General features: G+C 64.2%; 15 protein-coding genes and 1 tRNA gene. 6 read left to right on the forward strand and 10 right to left on the reverse strand.

Going from position 1 to position 16,797, the window contains the following annotated elements; all coding sequences use genetic code 11:
- Positions 1 to 157: 157 nt before the first annotated feature.
- Entirely contained in the window at positions 158 to 787 is a 630-nt protein-coding gene (locus SAJA_RS09185; RefSeq protein ID WP_123658377.1) for a phosphoadenosine phosphosulfate reductase domain-containing protein, read from the forward strand.
- A gap of 81 nt (positions 788 to 868) precedes the next feature.
- Here SAJA_RS09185 and mltF read toward each other — a convergent pair whose 3' ends face one another.
- Positions 869 to 2,332 carry a membrane-bound lytic murein transglycosylase MltF gene (gene mltF, locus SAJA_RS09190; RefSeq protein ID WP_123658378.1) on the reverse strand — a complete coding sequence of 488 codons (1,464 nt, stop codon included), beginning with the start codon at positions 2,330 to 2,332 and terminating at the stop codon, positions 869 to 871.
- 129 nt (positions 2,333 to 2,461) lie between these two features.
- On the opposite strand from mltF, the gene SAJA_RS09195 reads away from it, so the two are divergent.
- The 5 genes from SAJA_RS09195 (at position 2,462) to SAJA_RS09215 (ending at position 9,684) form a co-directional block, all read left to right on the forward strand.
- Positions 2,462 to 2,552, forward strand: a tRNA-Ser gene (locus SAJA_RS09195).
- Between the two features lie 31 nt (positions 2,553 to 2,583).
- Complete coding sequence (locus SAJA_RS09200; protein WP_123658379.1) at positions 2,584 to 2,940, forward strand: DUF1820 family protein; 357 nt, start codon at positions 2,584 to 2,586, stop codon at positions 2,938 to 2,940.
- Complete coding sequence (locus SAJA_RS09205; protein WP_221180187.1) at positions 2,937 to 3,719, forward strand: MBL fold metallo-hydrolase; 783 nt, start codon at positions 2,937 to 2,939, stop codon at positions 3,717 to 3,719. The genes SAJA_RS09200 and SAJA_RS09205 overlap by 4 nt, the downstream gene beginning before the upstream one ends.
- The gene (gene purL / locus SAJA_RS09210; protein WP_123658380.1) at positions 3,716 to 7,594 is read left to right on the forward strand and encodes a phosphoribosylformylglycinamidine synthase; all 3,879 of its coding nucleotides are present in this window, start codon (positions 3,716 to 3,718) and stop codon (positions 7,592 to 7,594) included. Before SAJA_RS09205 ends, purL begins: the two co-directional genes overlap by 4 nt.
- A 101-nt stretch (positions 7,595 to 7,695) precedes the next feature.
- Positions 7,696 to 9,684 (forward strand): acetoacetate--CoA ligase, encoded by a 1,989-nt coding sequence (locus SAJA_RS09215; RefSeq protein ID WP_123658381.1) that lies wholly within the window; start codon positions 7,696 to 7,698, stop codon positions 9,682 to 9,684.
- Positions 9,685 to 10,341: 657 nt separating this feature from the next.
- Here SAJA_RS09215 and SAJA_RS09220 read toward each other — a convergent pair.
- The 9 genes from SAJA_RS09220 to SAJA_RS09260 form a co-directional block, all read right to left on the reverse strand.
- Positions 10,342 to 10,653: an STAS domain-containing protein gene (locus tag SAJA_RS09220; RefSeq protein WP_221180189.1), complete on the reverse strand. Its 312-nt coding sequence runs from the start codon at positions 10,651 to 10,653 to the stop codon at positions 10,342 to 10,344.
- A 2-nt stretch (positions 10,654 to 10,655) separates the two neighbouring features.
- The gene (locus SAJA_RS09225; RefSeq protein ID WP_123658383.1) at positions 10,656 to 11,267 is read right to left on the reverse strand and encodes an MlaC/ttg2D family ABC transporter substrate-binding protein; all 612 of its coding nucleotides are present in this window, start codon (positions 11,265 to 11,267) and stop codon (positions 10,656 to 10,658) included.
- Between the two features lie 93 nt (positions 11,268 to 11,360).
- Positions 11,361 to 11,903 (reverse strand): outer membrane lipid asymmetry maintenance protein MlaD, encoded by a 543-nt coding sequence (gene mlaD, locus SAJA_RS09230; protein WP_123658384.1) that lies wholly within the window; start codon positions 11,901 to 11,903, stop codon positions 11,361 to 11,363.
- 103 nt (positions 11,904 to 12,006) lie between these two features.
- Positions 12,007 to 12,789 carry a lipid asymmetry maintenance ABC transporter permease subunit MlaE gene (gene mlaE / locus SAJA_RS09235; protein WP_123658385.1) on the reverse strand — a complete coding sequence of 261 codons (783 nt, stop codon included), beginning with the start codon at positions 12,787 to 12,789 and terminating at the stop codon, positions 12,007 to 12,009.
- Positions 12,786 to 13,613 carry an ABC transporter ATP-binding protein gene (locus SAJA_RS09240; protein WP_184999832.1) on the reverse strand — a complete coding sequence of 276 codons (828 nt, stop codon included), beginning with the start codon at positions 13,611 to 13,613 and terminating at the stop codon, positions 12,786 to 12,788. The genes mlaE and SAJA_RS09240 overlap by 4 nt, the downstream gene beginning before the upstream one ends.
- A gap of 27 nt (positions 13,614 to 13,640) precedes the next feature.
- Positions 13,641 to 14,306 (reverse strand): lipoyl(octanoyl) transferase LipB, encoded by a 666-nt coding sequence (gene lipB, locus SAJA_RS09245; protein ID WP_123658386.1) that lies wholly within the window; start codon positions 14,304 to 14,306, stop codon positions 13,641 to 13,643.
- Positions 14,303 to 14,572, reverse strand: coding sequence for a YbeD family protein (locus SAJA_RS09250; protein ID WP_123658387.1), 270 nt, complete (start codon positions 14,570 to 14,572; stop codon positions 14,303 to 14,305). Before SAJA_RS09250 ends, lipB begins: the two co-directional genes overlap by 4 nt.
- A gap of 46 nt (positions 14,573 to 14,618) precedes the next feature.
- The gene (locus SAJA_RS09255; protein ID WP_123658388.1) at positions 14,619 to 15,764 is read right to left on the reverse strand and encodes a D-alanyl-D-alanine carboxypeptidase family protein; all 1,146 of its coding nucleotides are present in this window, start codon (positions 15,762 to 15,764) and stop codon (positions 14,619 to 14,621) included.
- Positions 15,765 to 15,878: 114 nt separating this feature from the next.
- Positions 15,879 to 16,787 (reverse strand): septal ring lytic transglycosylase RlpA family protein, encoded by a 909-nt coding sequence (locus SAJA_RS09260; RefSeq protein WP_221180190.1) that lies wholly within the window; start codon positions 16,785 to 16,787, stop codon positions 15,879 to 15,881.
- Positions 16,788 to 16,797 lie beyond the last annotated feature (10 nt).

Here is a 16,797-nt window from a genome sequence, read left to right on the forward strand (position 1 = left end):
GAATACCGGGGTAACAACATCCTCAGCGGGCCAGCGGCGATACTAAAGATATAACCAATCGATATTGCGTCGCCGATTCTAAATAACTTTTGAGCGTTTAGAATACCCGTCAATTAAGACCGATCCAGCGGTCGTGGTTTGCGATGAGGAGTTGCTCATGAACGTCGATACCGAAAACGCCAACAAAGAACTTGCCGGCAAGCATCCACAGGAAATCGTCAACTGGGCGACGGGCCTGGGTGGCAAGCCGATCGTGACCACCAACTTCGGGCCCTACGAGGCGGTGATCCTGCATCTGGCGGTACAGGCCAAGCCGGATATTGACGTGGTGTGGATCGACTCGGGCTATGCCACCCGCAAGACGTATCTCTTCGCGGAAAAGCTGATCACCGATCTGAACCTGAACCTGACCGTGTTCAATCCGTTGAGCTCGGCGGCTCGTCGTGATGCGCTGATGGGTATTCCCGACGTGGATGATCCGCAGCACGAAGAGTTCACCAATCAGGTCAAGCTTGAGCCGTTCGGCCGCGCGATGCGTGAGATGGCGCCCGACGTTTGGCTGACCGCCGTGCGCCGTGACCAGACGGCGTTCCGTCAGGGCATGGATATCGTGTCCCAGGACAAGCCGGGTGCCGTGGTCAAGGTGGCACCGGTGCTGGAATGGACGGAGGCCCAGATGGATCAGTATCTGGCCGAGCACAGCCTGCCCAACGAAACCAATTACTATGACCCGACCAAGGTGTTGGGCAACCGTGAGTGCGGGCTGCATAACCGTTTTACGGCCTAAACGCCTGCCGGTTGGCATTCAAGCGCACGGGTTTGTCCCGTGCGTTTTTTTATGCGCCGAGCCCGTGTCGGGCTTGAAGATTCAAAACACCGGCGCCGCGGCGGCCGGATTCTGCGGTGCCATATCGTGCAGGCCGTGGGCCGGGGCCACTTCCAGCTTGTCGTCAGCTGCGACCACGCGTCGGTCGCTCATCCAGCGCAGAATATCGTAATAAGCACGGATATCACTGACGTAGGCCAGGGCGATGTCGCCGTTGGCCAGGCCATAACGCAGTACGCGTGCATAACGAACGTCGTCCAGGTCGGGCAGGGCATCCGCCAGGTTGACCCAGATATCCGGATCTCGCCCGGCGCCGATCAAAAGTCGACGCGCATCCAGGACATGCCCCAGGCCAATGTTGTAGGCCGCCAGCGCGTACCACATGCGATCCGGGCGCTCGATCGTCTCGGGCAGGCGCTCCATGAGCTGGAGCAGATAACGCGTGCCGCCGTCGATGGATTGCTGTGGATTGCGCCGGTTGTCGATATCCATCCGCTCGGCGGTGGATTCGGTGAGCATCATCATGCCGCGCACGTCGGTCGGGCTACGGGCTGACGGATCCCAGCGCGATTCCTGATAGCCGATCGCGGCCAGTAGTCGCCAGTCGATGCCGTAATCGTTGGCGGCACTTTTGAAATAAGGCCGCCAGCGCGCCAGACGATCCTTGACCTGACGCGCAAACTCAGCGCCTCCGACAAAACCCAGGCGTGAGGCATGCCCGTAGTAGCGCTCGTCCAGACGTGCCAGCAGGTTGCTGGTCTTGGCCGCGTGCAGATAAGCGATGGTCTGGTTGTAAAGGCCGTCGCGCCGGCCCGCGCGATCCGCCGGCGACAGGGCCCAGGCCAGGCGGCGCTCGCGCTCGCCCAGCTCGAAGGCCACACGAAGGCTGGGGTGATAGCGCTGGTTCAGTGCCACCAGGTTGGCCGGGGCGACGGTCGCACGTACGTGCCCGGTCGCAATCTCGGCCATCACACCTTCGATATCGGTCTTTGCAGCCTGCTTGAAGACCAGATCAGGCTGAACACGGCGCAGCCAGTCGGCCATGGCGGTATCGCCCGAGAGCGTCAACCGGCCCGATAGATCGGCCAGCGTGCGCGGGCGGGGCGTGTAACGCTTGTACACCACGGCCAGCGGAATCGTCTTGTAAGCCGGCGTGAAGCGCACCCGACGGCGCCGCGGCTCGTTGACGGCCACCCCCACACCGAGCTGGGCTCGATTGCTGGCCACCGCGGCCAGCACGGCCTCGCGATCGGCCACGGTGATGATATTGAGCCGCGCGTCCAGTGTTTCGGCCAGGCCACGCACCAGATCATACTCATAGCCACGTGCACGCTCGGGCCCGGCGTAATAGGTATCCACGGCGTTGACGGTGGCCACGCGCAGCTCGCCCGTCGCCTGGATCTGTGCCAGGGCCCCGGGCCGGCGCTGACAGGTGACAAGCCCGGCCACAACGAGCACGAGCGCGCCCAGCGCACACGTACGGGCCACCCGTTGGGCGCCAGGCATGCGTGATACAGGACGTTGCGTGACAGACGTGAAATTAATCCCGTGGGCCTATTGGGTCGCAGCAAACATTCGTTTAAGATACGCGACTTCGTTGACGCCGGCAGGCAGCCGGCCTCGATGAAAAGCGCCGGAGAGGTACCGAAGCGGTCACAACGGCACCGACTCGAAATCGGTTGGGGGCGAGAGCCCCACGTGGGTTCGAATCCCACCCTCTCCGCCATTAATTCCCCCCGGTCTCGCTTTAATCGCCTATGGCCGACGCCGATTCCAAGCATCGTTTGTATCGTGTGTCGTTCCATAATCAGGGCGAGGTCTACGAGATCTATGCGCGCCAGATCGCCCAGGGCGGTCTGTTCGGCTTCGTGGAGATCGAGCAGCTCGTCTTCCACGAGCACACCACGGTGTTGATCGACCCGGCCGAAGAAAAACTCGCTGACGAGTTTGCCGGCGTCACGCGCAGTTATATCCCCATGCACTCGATCATCCGTATCGACGAAGTCGATCGCCGCGGCAAGGCCAAGATCACGCCGGGCGAAGGCAAGAGCGAGTCCAAGGTGCGCCCGTTTCCGGTCTATACACGCGGCGGGCCGAGCGGCTCAGGCACGTGACCGCCGCCACGCTGTCGTTTGCGCTGCTGGGCAGCGGCAGCCGCGGCAACGCGCTGGTCGTGCAATGTGGCACCACGCGCCTGCTCGTTGATTGCGGCTTCTCGGCCCGCGAGATCGAGCGGCGCCTGGCGCGTATCGAGCTGGTACCCGCCGATATCGATGCCATCGTGATCACCCACGAGCACGACGATCACTGGAAAGGCGTATCGCGTTTTTCACGCGCCCACGGCCTGCCGGTCTGGCTGACGCCGGGCACGAGGGCGGCCAAGGCCGGCGACGCGCTGGCCGCCACCGAGCTGTACTCGCCGCATGAGGCGTTCGCTATCGGCGATCTGGAACTTTTTCCTTACCCGGTGCCGCATGATGCGCGCGAGCCGGCGCAGCTGGTGATCGGCAACGGTGACAAGCGCCTGGGCGTGCTGTCGGATATCGGTGTGGTCACGCCCCACGTGCGGGCCATGATCGATGCCTGCGACGGCTTGATCATCGAGTCCAACCACGATCCGGACCTGCTGGCCTCGGGCCCGTATCCGGCTGCGCTCAAGGCGCGGGTGGCCGGTCGGCTGGGGCATCTGAGCAATGCTCAGGCCGCGGCCCTGCTCACCGAGATCGATACCCGTGGCCTGCAGCACGTCGTGGTCGCGCATATGTCTGAATCCAACAATCGCCCGGAACTGGCCCAGGCCGCGCTTGCTGAAGCGCTGACCTGCGCGCCCGACTGGGTTCATGTCGCACACCAACGCGAGGGGCTGGCGTGGCGCAGTCTGAGCAACCGATGAACCAAACCGCGATCTATGCCGGCGAGCCGGCCCTGGCTGATTTTGAACGCAAGCGCCTGCTGGCCGGGTTGGCGGCGGCCGGCGTCGAGGCCTCTGGCGTCACGGCCCAGGCGATCTATATCGCCGGCTTCGATGACACGGTCGACGACGACAGCGCGCAACGTCTGCAGGACGTACTCGGTGTCACCGGCCATGCGCCGGAACAAGCCGGGGTGCTGGTCTTGCCGCGGCTTGGCACGGTGTCGGCCTGGTCGACCAAGGCCGAGGATATCGCCCGCAACGCCGGCGTGGTCGGGTTGCAGCGCCTGGATCGCGGCGTGGTCTATCGTTTCGAGGGCGCGGCCCCGGATCGCCGCGCGCTGGCTGATTGCGGCGTTCTGCACGATGCCATGACCCAGACGCTGACCGACGACTGGTCGCTGCTGGCCACGATCTTTGACGTGCCCAGACCGCGCAAGCTGCGTCGTGTGCCGCTGGCGGACCAGGGCGAGGCGGCCCTGCACGCGGCCAACCGTGACTGGGGGCTGGCGCTGGATGACGACGAGATCGCGTATCTGGCCGAGCAGTACATTGCTCTCGAGCGTGACCCGACCGACGTCGAGCTGATGATGTTCGGCCAGATCAACTCCGAGCACTGCCGGCACAAGATCTTCAACGCCGAGTTCGTCATCGACGGCCAGGCGCAGCCCGCCTCGTTGTTCGACATGATCCGGGCCTCGTACAAGGCCGCGCCCGAGGGCGTGCTGTCGGCCTATCGCGATAACGCCTCGGTGGTTGAAGGCCCGCTGGCCACGCGCCTGGCGGTGGACGCCAAACGCACGTATCGGCTCAACGAGGAGCCGGTTCATCTGTTGATGAAGGTTGAAACGCATAACCACCCGACGGCCATCGCCCCGGCGCCCGGGGCGGCCACCGGCGCCGGGGGCGAAATCCGCGACGAGGCCGCGACCGGGCGCGGCGGCAAGCCCAAGGCCGGGCTGGTCGGCTTTTCCGTGGCCGATCTGCGTATTCCCGGCCACGAGCAGCCCTGGGAAACCGATGCCGACGCGCCGGCTCACCTGGCCAGTGCCATGGACATCATGCGCGAAGCCCCGATCGGGGCCGCACGCTATAACAACGAGTTCGGCCGGCCGGCGCTGGGCGGGTATTTCCGTACCTTCCAGCACGAAGAAGCCGCCACCGGCCTGCGGGGCTATCACAAACCGATCATGATCGCCGGCGGCATGGGTAATGTTCGCCCCGGCCACGTGGAAAAACATACGGTACCGGTCGAAGCCTGTCTGATCGTGCTGGGCGGCCCGGCCATGCTGATCGGCCTGGGCGGCGGCGCGGCCTCCTCGATGGCCAGCGGGGCGGATTCGGCCGAGCTGGATTTCGCCTCCGTGCAGCGTGCCAATCCGGAGATGCAGCGCCGCGCGCAAGAGGTCATCGAGGGCTGTATCGCCCGCGGCGGTGACAATCCCATCGCTTCGATCCACGACGTGGGCGCAGGCGGGTTGTCCAACGCGCTGCCCGAAATCATCGATGCCGACGGCCGCGGCGGCTCGGTGCGCCTGCGCGATATCCAGTCGGCCGATCCCAGCCTGTCGCCAATGGAGATCTGGTCCAACGAGTCGCAAGAGCGCTATGTGCTGGCGATCGCTGCCGAGGCGTTGCCGGTGTTCGAGAAACTGGCCGCGCGCGAGCGTTGCCCCTATGCGGTCGTTGGCCGGGCCACGGCCGATGCCCGGCTCGTGGTCGAAGACTGCGAGGCCACCAGTGCAGAAAACGCACGCCCGGTGGATATGCCGATGGCGGTGTTGCTGGGCCGTACTCCGCGCATGACGCGTGAGGCCACGCGCAGCCCGGTGCGCCCGGCGGCGTTCGCCCATGCTGATCTGGACATCACAGAGGCGTTTGAGCGCGTGCTGGCCTTGCCGACGGTGGCCAGCAAATCGTTTCTGATCACCATCGGCGATCGCAGCGTGGGCGGCATGACGGCCCGCGATCAGATGGTCGGGCCCTGGCAGGTGCCGGTGGCGGATGTGGCAGTCACTACCACAGCCTTCACCGGGGACACCGGCGAGGCCATGGCCATGGGCGAGCGCGCGCCCATCGCCTTGGTCGACGCGCCGGCCTCGGGCCGTATGGCGGTCGGCGAGGCGATCACGAACATCGCGGCGGCACGGATCGCCGGGCTGCGCGATATCCGGCTTTCGGCCAACTGGATGGCGGCCTGTGGCGATGCGGCCGAGGATGCCCGGCTGTACGACACGGTGCGTGCCGTCGGCGAGCAGCTCTGTGCCGAGCTGGGCCTGGCGATTCCGGTGGGCAAGGATTCATTGTCCATGCGGGCCAGCTGGTCGGGTGAAGCCGGCCCGCGCACGATGGCTGCGCCGGTCTCGTTGGTGGTCTCGGCGTTTGCGCCCACGACCTCGGCGCGCGGCACGGCCACGCCGCAGCTCGTGGCCAGCGATATCGCCGATACCCGCCTGATCCTCGCCGATCTGGGCCAGGGCCGGAATCGCCTGGGGGGCTCGGCGCTGGCCCAGGTCCATGGCGCGCTGGGTGACACCGCACCGGATCTGGATACGCCCGCGCATCTGGCCGGCTTTTTTGCCGCGATCCAGGAACTGGCCGCCGCCGAGCGTCTGCTGGCTTACCACGATCGTAGCGACGGCGGCCTGGCGGCTTGTCTGGCCGAGATGTGCTTCGCCGGCCACGTGGGCGCCGATATCCAGCTCGCCGCACTCGATAGCGATGCCACCGCAGCTCTGTTTGCCGAAGAACTGGGCGCCGTCGTGCAGGTGGACGTCGATGATGTCGAGACCACGTTGGCCAGCCTGCGCCAGGCCGGCGTGGCCGCCACGGAAATCGGCCACGTGAGCGGTGATGATCGCCTGACGATCCGGCACGGCGACAACGTGGTGTTTGCCGCCGATCGTATCGATCTGCATCGCCGCTGGGCCGCGGTGAGCCATGCCATGGCCGCGCGCCGCGATGCGCCGGCGGCCGCCGATGCCGAGTACGACACCCTGCTGGATAGACAGGACCCCGGCCTGCCCGGCGAGGCCAGCTTTGATACCGAAGACGACATCATCGCGCCTTATATCAACACCGCACGGCCGAAGGTGGCGATCCTGCGCGAGCAGGGGGTCAACGGCCATAACGAAATGGCTTTTGCCTTTACGCGTGCCGGCTTCGATGCGATCGACGTGCATATGTCCGAGGTGCTGGCCGGCAAGGTGGATCTCGCCGCCATGCAGGGCCTGGCGGCCTGTGGCGGGTTTTCGTATGGCGACGTGCTGGGCGCAGGGCAGGGCTGGGCCAAATCCATCCTGTTCAACCAGCGCGCGCGGGCCGCGTTTGCTGATTTCTTTGCTCGTGAGGACACGTTTTCACTGGGCGTGTGCAACGGTTGCCAGATGCTCTCGGCACTCGCCGAAATCATCCCCGGCACCGAGGGCTGGCCGGCGTTCGTGGCCAATGCCTCGCGCCAGTTCGAAGCCCGGACCAGCGGCGTGGAGATCATGGCGTCCAAGGCGGTGCTGCTCGACGGCATGGCCGGCAGCCGGGTGCCGATCGCGGTGGCCCACGGCGAAGGCCGGGCCCAGTTTGCCAACGCAGCGGATATGGACCGCCTGGCCGCGGCCGGCCAGATCGGCCTGCGCTATACCGCGAACACCGGTGGCGCCGCCGAAGGATATCCGGCCAACCCCAACGGCTCGCCGGGCGGTGTGACCGGCCTGTGTAACGCCGACGGGCGGGTATTCATCTGTATGCCACACCCCGAGCGCGTCACGCGGACCGTCAATCTGTCATGGGCCCCGACGCAGTGGGGCGAGTCCAGCCCTTGGGCCCGGCTGTTTGCCAACGCACGACGTTTCGTCGGGTAAGACCGCTCGCTAAGCATTATCCGACAATAGTCGCACCGGGCGTCGTGATCGGCGCACGCGCCCGGTATCCTAGCGGTGCCCGTTCTTTCGATCTGTTTTCCATGTCTTCGATCGTTCATACACCCGCCGACGATGCCGTGGCCGCCAGCCGGCTGGCCGATTATCTGGCCTGGCTGGATACCCGCGGCCAGGCGCCGACCACCGATGCCCGGGACTACGCGGCCCTGCACGCGTGGTCGGTCGCCGATGACACCCCGTTCTGGGACACGCTCTGGGATTATCTCGGCGTGGTGGGCGAGCGTGGCAGCGCCCCCGCGGTCGATAAGGCGCCATTGCCCAAGGCGCGCTGGTTTGCCGACGCCCGGCTCAACTACGCCGAAAACCTGTTGGCCCCGGCCTGGCGGGGTCGGGCCGACAAGACCGCACTCGTGTGTCTGTCGGAAGGCCGGGCACGCGAGACATACAGCTACGGCGAGCTGCTGGCCGCCGTGGGCGCGTTCGAAGCCTGGCTGCGGGCACAGGGCGTGGGCGAGGGCGATCGGGTGGCCGGCGTGGTGGCCCATACCGCCGAGCCCATCATCGCCATGCTGGCCTGTGCCAGCATCGGCGCGATCTGGGCCTCGGCCTCGCCGGATTTCGGGGTGTCCGGGCTGGTTGATCGGTTTGCCCAGATCGAGCCGCGCGTGCTGATCACGGTCGATGCCTATGTCTATGGCGGCAAGCGCTTCGATCGGCTCGACCGGATCGAGGCACTCACCGAGGCCATGCCCTCGGTCGAGGCGGTCGTGGTCATCGAAAACACCGACAGCCCGGCCGATCTGTCCGCCCACACGGGCACGACACGTTGGCGCGATGCGCTTTCCACGAAAGACCACGACCGGCCCGCATTCGTACGGGGGGCTTTCGACCGACCGGTGGCCATCCTGTTTTCCTCGGGTACCACCGGCAAGCCCAAATGCATCGTCCACGGCGCGGGCGGCATGCTTTTGCAGCACGGCAAGGAACAGGTCCTGCACGGCGATATACGCGCCGACGACGTCTTCTTCTACTTCACCACCTGTGGCTGGATGATGTGGAACTGGCAGGTGTCCGGCCTGGCTACCGGGGCGCGGCTCGTCACCTACGACGGCAACCCGGCCACGCCGGATCTGGACGCGCTGTGGGCGATGGCCGAGCGCGAGGGCGTGACCCATTTCGGCACCAGTGCCAAATGGCTGGCGGCCTGTCGAAACGCCGATCTATCGCCGGGCAGCGGACACGATCTGTCGGCGCTACGGATCGTGTTCTCGACCGGCTCGCCCCTGCTGGACGCCGATTACGACTGGTTCTACCGCACCGTTGGCCAGCATATTCTGCTGGGCTCAATCTCCGGCGGTACCGATATCGTTTCGTCGTTTGTCGGCTGCGTGCCAAGCCTGCCCGTGCGCCGCGGTGAGATTCAGGCCCGGCTGCTGGGGGCGGATGTAGCGGCCTTTGATGACCATGGTCGGGCGCTCGACGACGACAAGGGCGAGCTGGTCTGTCGCAAGCCGCTGCCGTCCATGCCGGTGGCGTTCTGGAACGACCCGGACGGGGCGCGCTATCACGCGGCCTACTTCGAACGCTTTTCCGGTGTCTGGGCCCACGGCGACTATATTCGATTCACGCCCGCCGGCGGGGCGATCATCTATGGCCGCTCGGACGCCACCCTGAACGTCGGCGGCGTGCGCATCGGCACGGCGGAAATCTATCGCCAGATTGAGCCGATGTCTGAAATCGCGGACTGCCTGGTCGCTGCCCAGAGCAGCGGCGACGACGATCGCATGATGATGTTCGTGGTGCTGGCGAACGACGCGATATTGGACGATGCGCTGATCGATCGGATCAAGCGCCGGCTCAAGACCGAAGCCAGCCCGCGCCACGTACCGGCCCACATCCTGGCCGTACCGGCGCTGCCTTATACCCGCAGCGGCAAGAAAGTCGAAGTGGCGGTGGCCAAGATCCTCAACGACCAAACCGTCGACAATACCGAGGCACTGGCCAACCCGGAGACTTTAAAAGCCATTGAAGCCGTCTTGCAGGAAGCGGGGTTGCTAGCGTCTGCTGTTTGATGAGGTTTGGAGGCGCGTTCTTTTGTTATCCGCAGATGTCGCAGATTACACAGATTTGGGATTGGGGGGCAGGCGTGAATCACGGCTGGATTCCGGCTCGCGAACCGCGGCTGCCTGGGTAAAAAACCTGCCCCTGCGGCGCCTAGTCGTTGCTTGTTTGGCACGCCTGTATTTCAGCGCGCTGGGCTGGTTTGGTTTTATCCGCAGATGCACGCCGATGACGCAGATAGGGGCTAGGTGGCATGCGTCGTTTACGGGTGACTGATCACTGCGGCCAAGCGTCGAACCCTGGCGCGATCGCTCGCGTGATCTCACCGCGTGCAGGTCATTGTCGACAAGCTCGCCGCGACTGCCCAACGCGCATATCGCCGCGATATCGAGGCCCCGCCCAGTCCCCATCTGCGTCATCGGCGTCCATCTGCGGATTGCTCTAGGCAGCGCCGCCCAAGCGCGCAAAGACGCGCAAACCAATGTATCCATCTTGATAAGCGGCTATCACATTAACGCGCGCACCCGGTGAGAGGATTCAGCCGCCATCAGCGCCGCCCACCAAGCCCAATCTGCGAAATCTGCGGATTGTCTTGAAGAACTAAGCCCGCAAACGAAAAAAGCCGAGCGCAAGGCCCGGCCGTTCTCGATCGGATAACCGCCGGCGATCTACGCCGCTCGGGCCGCGTCGTCATCCAGGGTAATCACTTCGTCGAGGCCACAGAAATTGATGATGGCGCGCATCTGTTCCGGGGCATTGATGAAGCTGAGCGTGGCGCCTTCATGCTTGGCATCCCGGATCCACTCCAGTAACAGCGCCACCCCGGCACTGTCGGCGCGCGTCACGTCGGCCAGATCGATGATGGTCTTGCCGCCGTTCTCGAACCAGTCGGCCGAGCGTTTGAGGCGAGCCGGGACGTTGTCGACGTCCAGCTCGCCCTTCACTTCGACGCGGCGCGTCGTGTCGTTGCTGTCAGCCACCGTTATTTCGGGTTGTACCGGGCTTCCATCTGCGAGATCAGCTTCTCAAGGCTGTTGCGACGGATCTGGGAATTGAACTGGCCGCGATAGTTGGTCACGAACGACAGGTTACCAACGCTGCCGTCAAAGACCTTCCATTGGTCGTTGACCAGATGCAGCTGCAGGGTTATCGGCGTGTCCTGGCCGTTGTCGGCGTGGATCACGGCGTTGAAAGTGACCTTTTCAGCATCGTCGGCCGCGCGCACCGGCATGTACTCGATATCGACGTTATCGTTGAAGCCGAGCAGGGCGGAGCCGTAGGTGCGGATCAGCATGTTCTTGAACGCGGTCTGAAAGCGATCACGCTGCTCGGGCGTGGCTTCGCGCCAGTAGCGGCCGAGCACCAGCTGCGACATGTAAGGCAGATCGATGAGCGGCACGAGATCGCGATCGACCAGCTGATAGAGCTCTTGCGGATTCTTGCGCAGCTCGTCGCGGCGACCGTCCATGTCGGACAGCACTTTTTGCACGGTCTGCTTGGCCAGCTGTTGCGGCGGCGTGGGCTCGGCGGCAGCAAGCCCGGGCAGCATCAGCGCAAGCGTTACGAAGGAAATGAAAGCACGGGTCAAGCGCATTGCCTTGAAGCCTATGTTGGGAAGAAATCAGTTACAGCTGAGTCTGCGCCGCGCGCCTGAATGGTGGCTTAAAGCAGGCGCCGCGGCGCCAAATCAGGGCTGGGCCGGTGCGGCTTGATCGTCGTCTGTCGGCGCACCGCCGAGGCTGTCGTCGCCGCCCGCATTATCCGAGCCACCGCCACCGCTGTCGGCAAACGAGGTCATGAACTGGCCGATCAGGTTTTCCAGCACGATCGCACTTTGGGTCAGGATGAACGAATCCCCGTCCTTCATGTTGTCCATGGCGCCGCCGGGGCCCACCCCCACGTACTGATCGCCCAGCAGGCCGGAGGTCAGAATCGAGGCATCCGAGTCCTCGGGAACCTTGTAGGCATCATCGATACGCATGGTGGCCACGGCACGATACGTCTGTTGATCCAGCTTGATATCGATCACACGGCCGATGCGTACGCCGGCCAGCTCGACCGGCGCGCCGGCTTTCAGCCCGCCAATATCATTGAAGGCAGCCGTGACGGTATAGCCCTCGGCGGCACTCTGACCGGCCAGATCGCTCACGCGGTAAGTAAGGAGGAAGATCGCTGCGATGCCGAGACAGACAAACAGCCCGACCAACATTTCGACGGCTCTGGATTGCATAGATGACCTCTATCGACTTCTGGGCAGCGATCGCGATGCGCGCACAGGCTGCACAAAAGATCGGTGGGTTCGAAAATAAGAAACGACGTGATGCGTGGGCATATCAGTTGCTGAACATGAACGCGGTCAGCATGAGGTTGGCCGCGAGTATCGCAAGCGATGCGATCACCACGGTGTTCGTGGTTGCTCTGGATACGCCTTCCGACGTCGGTGGGGCATAGTAGCCCTGGAATACGGCCACCCACGTGATGATGGCGCCGAATACACCGCTCTTGATGAAGATATTGACGATATCGCGATCGAATTCAACGCTGGATTGGATGCCGTTCCAGTAAGCGCTGGCGTCTACGCCCAGGATATCCACGCCGACGAAATAACCGCCGCCGGCGCCGATGGCCATGACGCAGAAAATCGAGGTCAATAGCGGCATGACGATCAGCCCGGCCAGAAAACGCGGCGCCACGATGCGACGAATCGGATCGACCGCCATCATCTCCATGCCGGATAGCTGGTCGGTGGCTTTCATCAGCCCGATTTCCGCAGCCAGTGCGCTGCCGGCGCGCCCGGCAAACAACAGCCCCGTGACCACTGGCCCGAGCTCGCGCACGACCACCAGCGCTACCGACGTGCCAAGCGCGTTCTCGGCGCCGAAATCGGCCAGCGCGCGATAGCCCGACAGCGCCAGCACCATGCCCACGAACACCCCGGCCACAACGACGATCAGCAGCGAGAGCACGCCGACCGAGTAGACCTGTTCGATCAGCAGGCGCGGCTTGGTGACGAGCCGCGGCAGGGCGGCCAGCACGCGGGCCAGGAAGATCGCGCTGCGTCCCAGCTTGGCCAGCCAGCCAAAGGTTTGCATGAATACGTTGCCCAGGGCGTTCATCGTGGCTCTGCTCCGAGAAGATCCTTGGCGTAGGACGTGCCGGCATAATGAAACGGCACCGGCCCGTCGGCCGAGGCCTGGATGAACTGCTGCACCCAGTCCGAGCTGGAATTTCGGATCTCGTCCGGGGTGCCGTGATCGATGACTTCACCATCGGAAATCACATAGACATAGTCCGCGATGCCCAGTGTTTCCTTCACGTCGTGGCTGACCACGATAGAGGTTAGTCCCAGCACGTCGTTCAGGCGACGAATCAGGCGTAGCAGCACGCCCATCGAAATTGGATCCTGGCCGGCGAACGGCTCGTCGTACATGATCATTTCCGGATCGAGCGCGATCGCCCGGGCCAGGGCCACACGTCGCGCCATGCCGCCGGACAGCTGGGCCGGGAACAGGTCGCGTGCCCCGCGCAGACCCACGGCCTCGAGCTTCATGAGCACGATGTCGCGGATGAGGCGTTCGGGCAGCCGGGTATGCTCGCGCAGCGGAAAGGCGACGTTGTTGTAGACCGATAGGTCGGTCAGCAGCGCGCCGGACTGAAACAGCATGCCCATGCGTTTGCGCAACGTGAACAGCTGGCGTTGCGAGAGTTTGGCAATACGCTGGCCGTCAAAATCGACGCTGCCGGACATGGCCCGCCACTGGCCGCTGATCAGGCGCAACAGCGTGGTCTTGCCGGTGCCCGAAGGGCCCATGATGGCGGTGATCCGTCCCCGGGCGATATCGATATCCACGCCCTTGTAGATAACGCGTGTATCGATCGCGTAGTGCAGATCGCGCACGGTGACAAGATTGTCAGGCGTATCGTCGGAATCGTGAGCCATTCGGTAAGAAACCGGGGGGATGTGGCGTTAGCCTATCAGACGCGACGGCGCGTCCTCGTATGAAGTCGTGGGCAAGCCCAGATGCCGGGCCAGCTGCTGTGACAGATCGCTAGCTACGGGGGCCAGATGGCTCGGCCCGCCGTGAGCACTGATCTGGGTCATGGCCAGGCCGTGATAGCCACAGGGGTCGATACGCGAAAACGGCGATAGATCCATGTCCACGTTCAAGGCCAGGCCGTGGAAGCTGCAACCGCGCGATACCCGCAGCCCGATCGAGCCGATCTTGTCGGCGCCGACGTAGACCCCCGGGGCATCGCGTCTGGCATAAGCGTCGATATCGTAGCCGGCCAGGGTATCGACCATGGCCTGCTCGAGAACCGTCACCAGGCTGCGGATACCGATGCCCAGGCGCTTCAGATCGAGCAGCACATAGACCATCAGCTGGCCCGGCCCGTGATAGGTGACCTGTCCGCCCCGATCGATGGGCACCACCTCGATATCGCCCGGTGCCAGCAAGTGCTCGGGCCGGCCGTTGCGGCCCTGGGTGAATACCGGCGTGTGGTTGAGCAACCAGAGCTGTTGCGGCGTGGTTTCGTCGCGTGTCCGGGTCAGCTCTTGCATGGCCTGCCAGACCGGGCGATAGGGCTGTGGCTGCCAGCCAAAACGCCGTATATGCAGGGCAGGCGCGCTCACAGCGACATCAACACCGCGCCGCTGTCGGTCAAGGCTTTATAGATCGAATCCAGCTGGGCCTTGCTGCGGGCGCGAATCGAGACCGTGACCGACAGATACTTGCCGCCGCTGGATTCCCGCGCGCGTAGATCGTTTTCTTCCAGCTCGGGCGCATGGGCCTTGACCAGACGGAAAACGGTCTGTTCAAAGTCGCTTCCCTGACGACCGAAGGTCTTGATATCGAAGTCGCAGGGAAACTCGAGCAGCGTATCGGGCTCATCGCTCATAGGGGTCACGCGCCGAAAAGATCACGGATCATCAAACAGTCCGCGGCTATTGGAACATCATCAGGATTTCGTCCATCGCCTGACGGATATAGCCGCCTTCGGCGATGGTCTTGCCGGCATACAGCGGCTCTTCTTTCAGGACCTGATCGTTGTACTTGATCGCCAGCGTGCCCAGGCGCTCGCCTTTTTCCACCGGGGCCGACAGCGTGGCCGGCAGCTCGGCGCTGGTGGTCAGCTTGTCGCGCTTGCCGCGCGGGTAAGCCACGTTGATCGCGCCCTGTGCCACGACCGGCACCTGGGTCTCATCGCCTTTCCAGACCCGGATCTGGGCGATCTGCTTGTCGGCGCCGAACAGCTCGGCTTCCTGATAGAAACGGAACGCATAGCTGATCAGCGCCTCGGCCTGGCTCTTGCGCGCGTTTTCGGAATTCGTGCCGGTGACCACCGAGATCACGCGCATGCCGTCGGCCTTGGCCGAGGCAACCAGGTTGTAGCCCGCGCTTTCGGTATGACCGGTCTTGCCGCCATCCACACGATCATCCGACCAAAGCAGGGTGTTGCGGTTGTACTGCTGAATGCCGTTGTAGGCGAACTTCTTGTTATGGAAATAGGTGTCGTACAGCTTGGGAAACTCGCGCACGATGGCCGCGTAGAGCGTGGCGATATCACGCGCGCTCATGTAATGGCCTTCCTGGGGCAGGCCGTTTACGTCCTGAAACCGGCTGTTGCCCATGCCCAGCTGTTTGGCGTACTGGTTCATGTAGTCGACGAACGTGGACGTCGTGCCGGCAACGTATTCGGCCAGCGAGACCGCCGCATCATTGCCCGAGGCCGTGATCAGGCCGTGGATGAGCTTGTCAACGGAGACCTTGTCGCCCACTTTCAAGAACATCTGCGAGCCTTTCATCTCCCAGGCTTTCTTGCTCACCGTGACCATGTCATCCGGCGAGAGATTGTTCTTGGCGATCTCGTCGAACACGATATAAGCCGTCATCAGCTTGGTCACGCTGGCCGGCTCGACACGCTGATCGGGATTCTTGGCGGCCAGGGTCTGGCCGGAGCCGTAGTCGACCAGAACATACGTCTTGGCCCCCAGCGACGGCGCGCTCGGGATCGGCAGATCGGCGGCCATGACGGACATACTCGCCAACAGCGCACAGGTGGCCAGAACTAGACGTTTGATGTGGAGCATCGGCAACGGACTCGTGACTATTTGATGAAATACGGCGTGTCGCCGCAGTTTAGCGTCTGTCGGCATCGGCGGCGAACGATTCGGCCCGGCATATGCCCGCCGTGACAGCAGGCATCAGCCATCGACCTGACGCACGGCCAGGCCACGACCGATCAACGTGCGTGCCGTGCGCCGCCGGGCCTCGATATTGGCGAACGGGCCAACCTGGACACGATACAGGCCCGTACGCGCGTCGGGCGTGACAACCCGAACCGGCCCCAGCCCGGCCGCGATGAGTTTATCGTGCAGTTGTCGGGCGTTTTGTGCCACCGAAAACGCACCGACCTGTAGATACCCCAAAGCTGCGGCCGGCGGATTCGGTGGCGTACCGCGCGTGGCTGACCGGGCCGGCGTATTGTCGTTTCCGGCCGCGCGCAGCGGCGGGGCCGGGCCCGGACTGGGTGGCGCTGCTTGCGGCTGGCGATAATCGGCCGGTGTCACGGTACGAATCCGCACTGGCGCGCTGCCATGGGCCACCACCCCCAGGCGCCGGGCCGCGACATACGACAGGTCGATGATGCGCCCGTCGTGGAACGGCCCGCGGTCGTTGACCTTGACCACACAGTGTCGGCCGTTGGCGAGGTTTGTCACCTCGACCCAGGTCGGCAACGGCAGGCGTTTGTGGGCCGCGGTCATCGAGAACATGTTGTAGGGCTCGCCCGAGGAGGTGCGCTCGCCGTGAAACTGGCGCCCGTACCAGCTGGCGCGCCCGGTCTGGGTGAAGCCGGCCGCACTCTTGAGCACGTAATAGCGCTTGCCGAGTGCGCTGTAGCTGGTCGGGTTGCCATACTTCGAGGGCGGTGCGTTACGCGGCACGGCATCGGGGATCTTTGAGATATCGATGTCGTGGCTATCCGGGGGGCCATCGTTTTGATAATAGCCGCCGCCGTTCGTGGCCTTGCCGCCGCTTTTGGCCGGATGCGAGGCACAGCCGGCCACGATAAGCATCGTTGCAAGCACCGCCGCGCCGGCGCTTGCGCGCATGAACGGCCGG

This window comes from Salinisphaera japonica YTM-1 (assembly GCF_003788585.1).
GTDB classification, from domain to species: domain Bacteria; phylum Pseudomonadota; class Gammaproteobacteria; order Nevskiales; family Salinisphaeraceae; genus Salinisphaera; species Salinisphaera japonica.

What these genes read in the sequence shown, in the direction of transcription:
- SAJA_RS09185 (WP_123658377.1), top strand. Translation starts at nt 158, where the DNA reads ATGAACGTCGATACCGAAAACGCCAACAAAGAACTTGCCGGCAAGCAT.
- mltF (WP_123658378.1), bottom strand. Translation starts at nt 2,332, where the DNA reads ATGCCTGGCGCCCAACGGGTGGCCCGTACGTGTGCGCTGGGCGCGCTC.
- SAJA_RS09200 (WP_123658379.1), top strand. Translation starts at nt 2,584, where the DNA reads ATGGCCGACGCCGATTCCAAGCATCGTTTGTATCGTGTGTCGTTCCAT.
- purL (WP_123658380.1), top strand. Translation starts at nt 3,716, where the DNA reads ATGAACCAAACCGCGATCTATGCCGGCGAGCCGGCCCTGGCTGATTTT.
- SAJA_RS09215 (WP_123658381.1), top strand. Translation starts at nt 7,696, where the DNA reads ATGTCTTCGATCGTTCATACACCCGCCGACGATGCCGTGGCCGCCAGC.
- SAJA_RS09225 (WP_123658383.1), bottom strand. Translation starts at nt 11,267, where the DNA reads ATGCGCTTGACCCGTGCTTTCATTTCCTTCGTAACGCTTGCGCTGATG.
- mlaD (WP_123658384.1), bottom strand. Translation starts at nt 11,903, where the DNA reads ATGCAATCCAGAGCCGTCGAAATGTTGGTCGGGCTGTTTGTCTGTCTC.
- mlaE (WP_123658385.1), bottom strand. Translation starts at nt 12,789, where the DNA reads ATGAACGCCCTGGGCAACGTATTCATGCAAACCTTTGGCTGGCTGGCC.
- SAJA_RS09240 (WP_184999832.1), bottom strand. Translation starts at nt 13,613, where the DNA reads ATGGCTCACGATTCCGACGATACGCCTGACAATCTTGTCACCGTGCGC.
- SAJA_RS09250 (WP_123658387.1), bottom strand. Translation starts at nt 14,572, where the DNA reads ATGAGCGATGAGCCCGATACGCTGCTCGAGTTTCCCTGCGACTTCGAT.
- SAJA_RS09255 (WP_123658388.1), bottom strand. Translation starts at nt 15,764, where the DNA reads ATGCTCCACATCAAACGTCTAGTTCTGGCCACCTGTGCGCTGTTGGCG.
- SAJA_RS09260 (WP_221180190.1), bottom strand. Translation starts at nt 16,787, where the DNA reads ATGCGCGCAAGCGCCGGCGCGGCGGTGCTTGCAACGATGCTTATCGTG.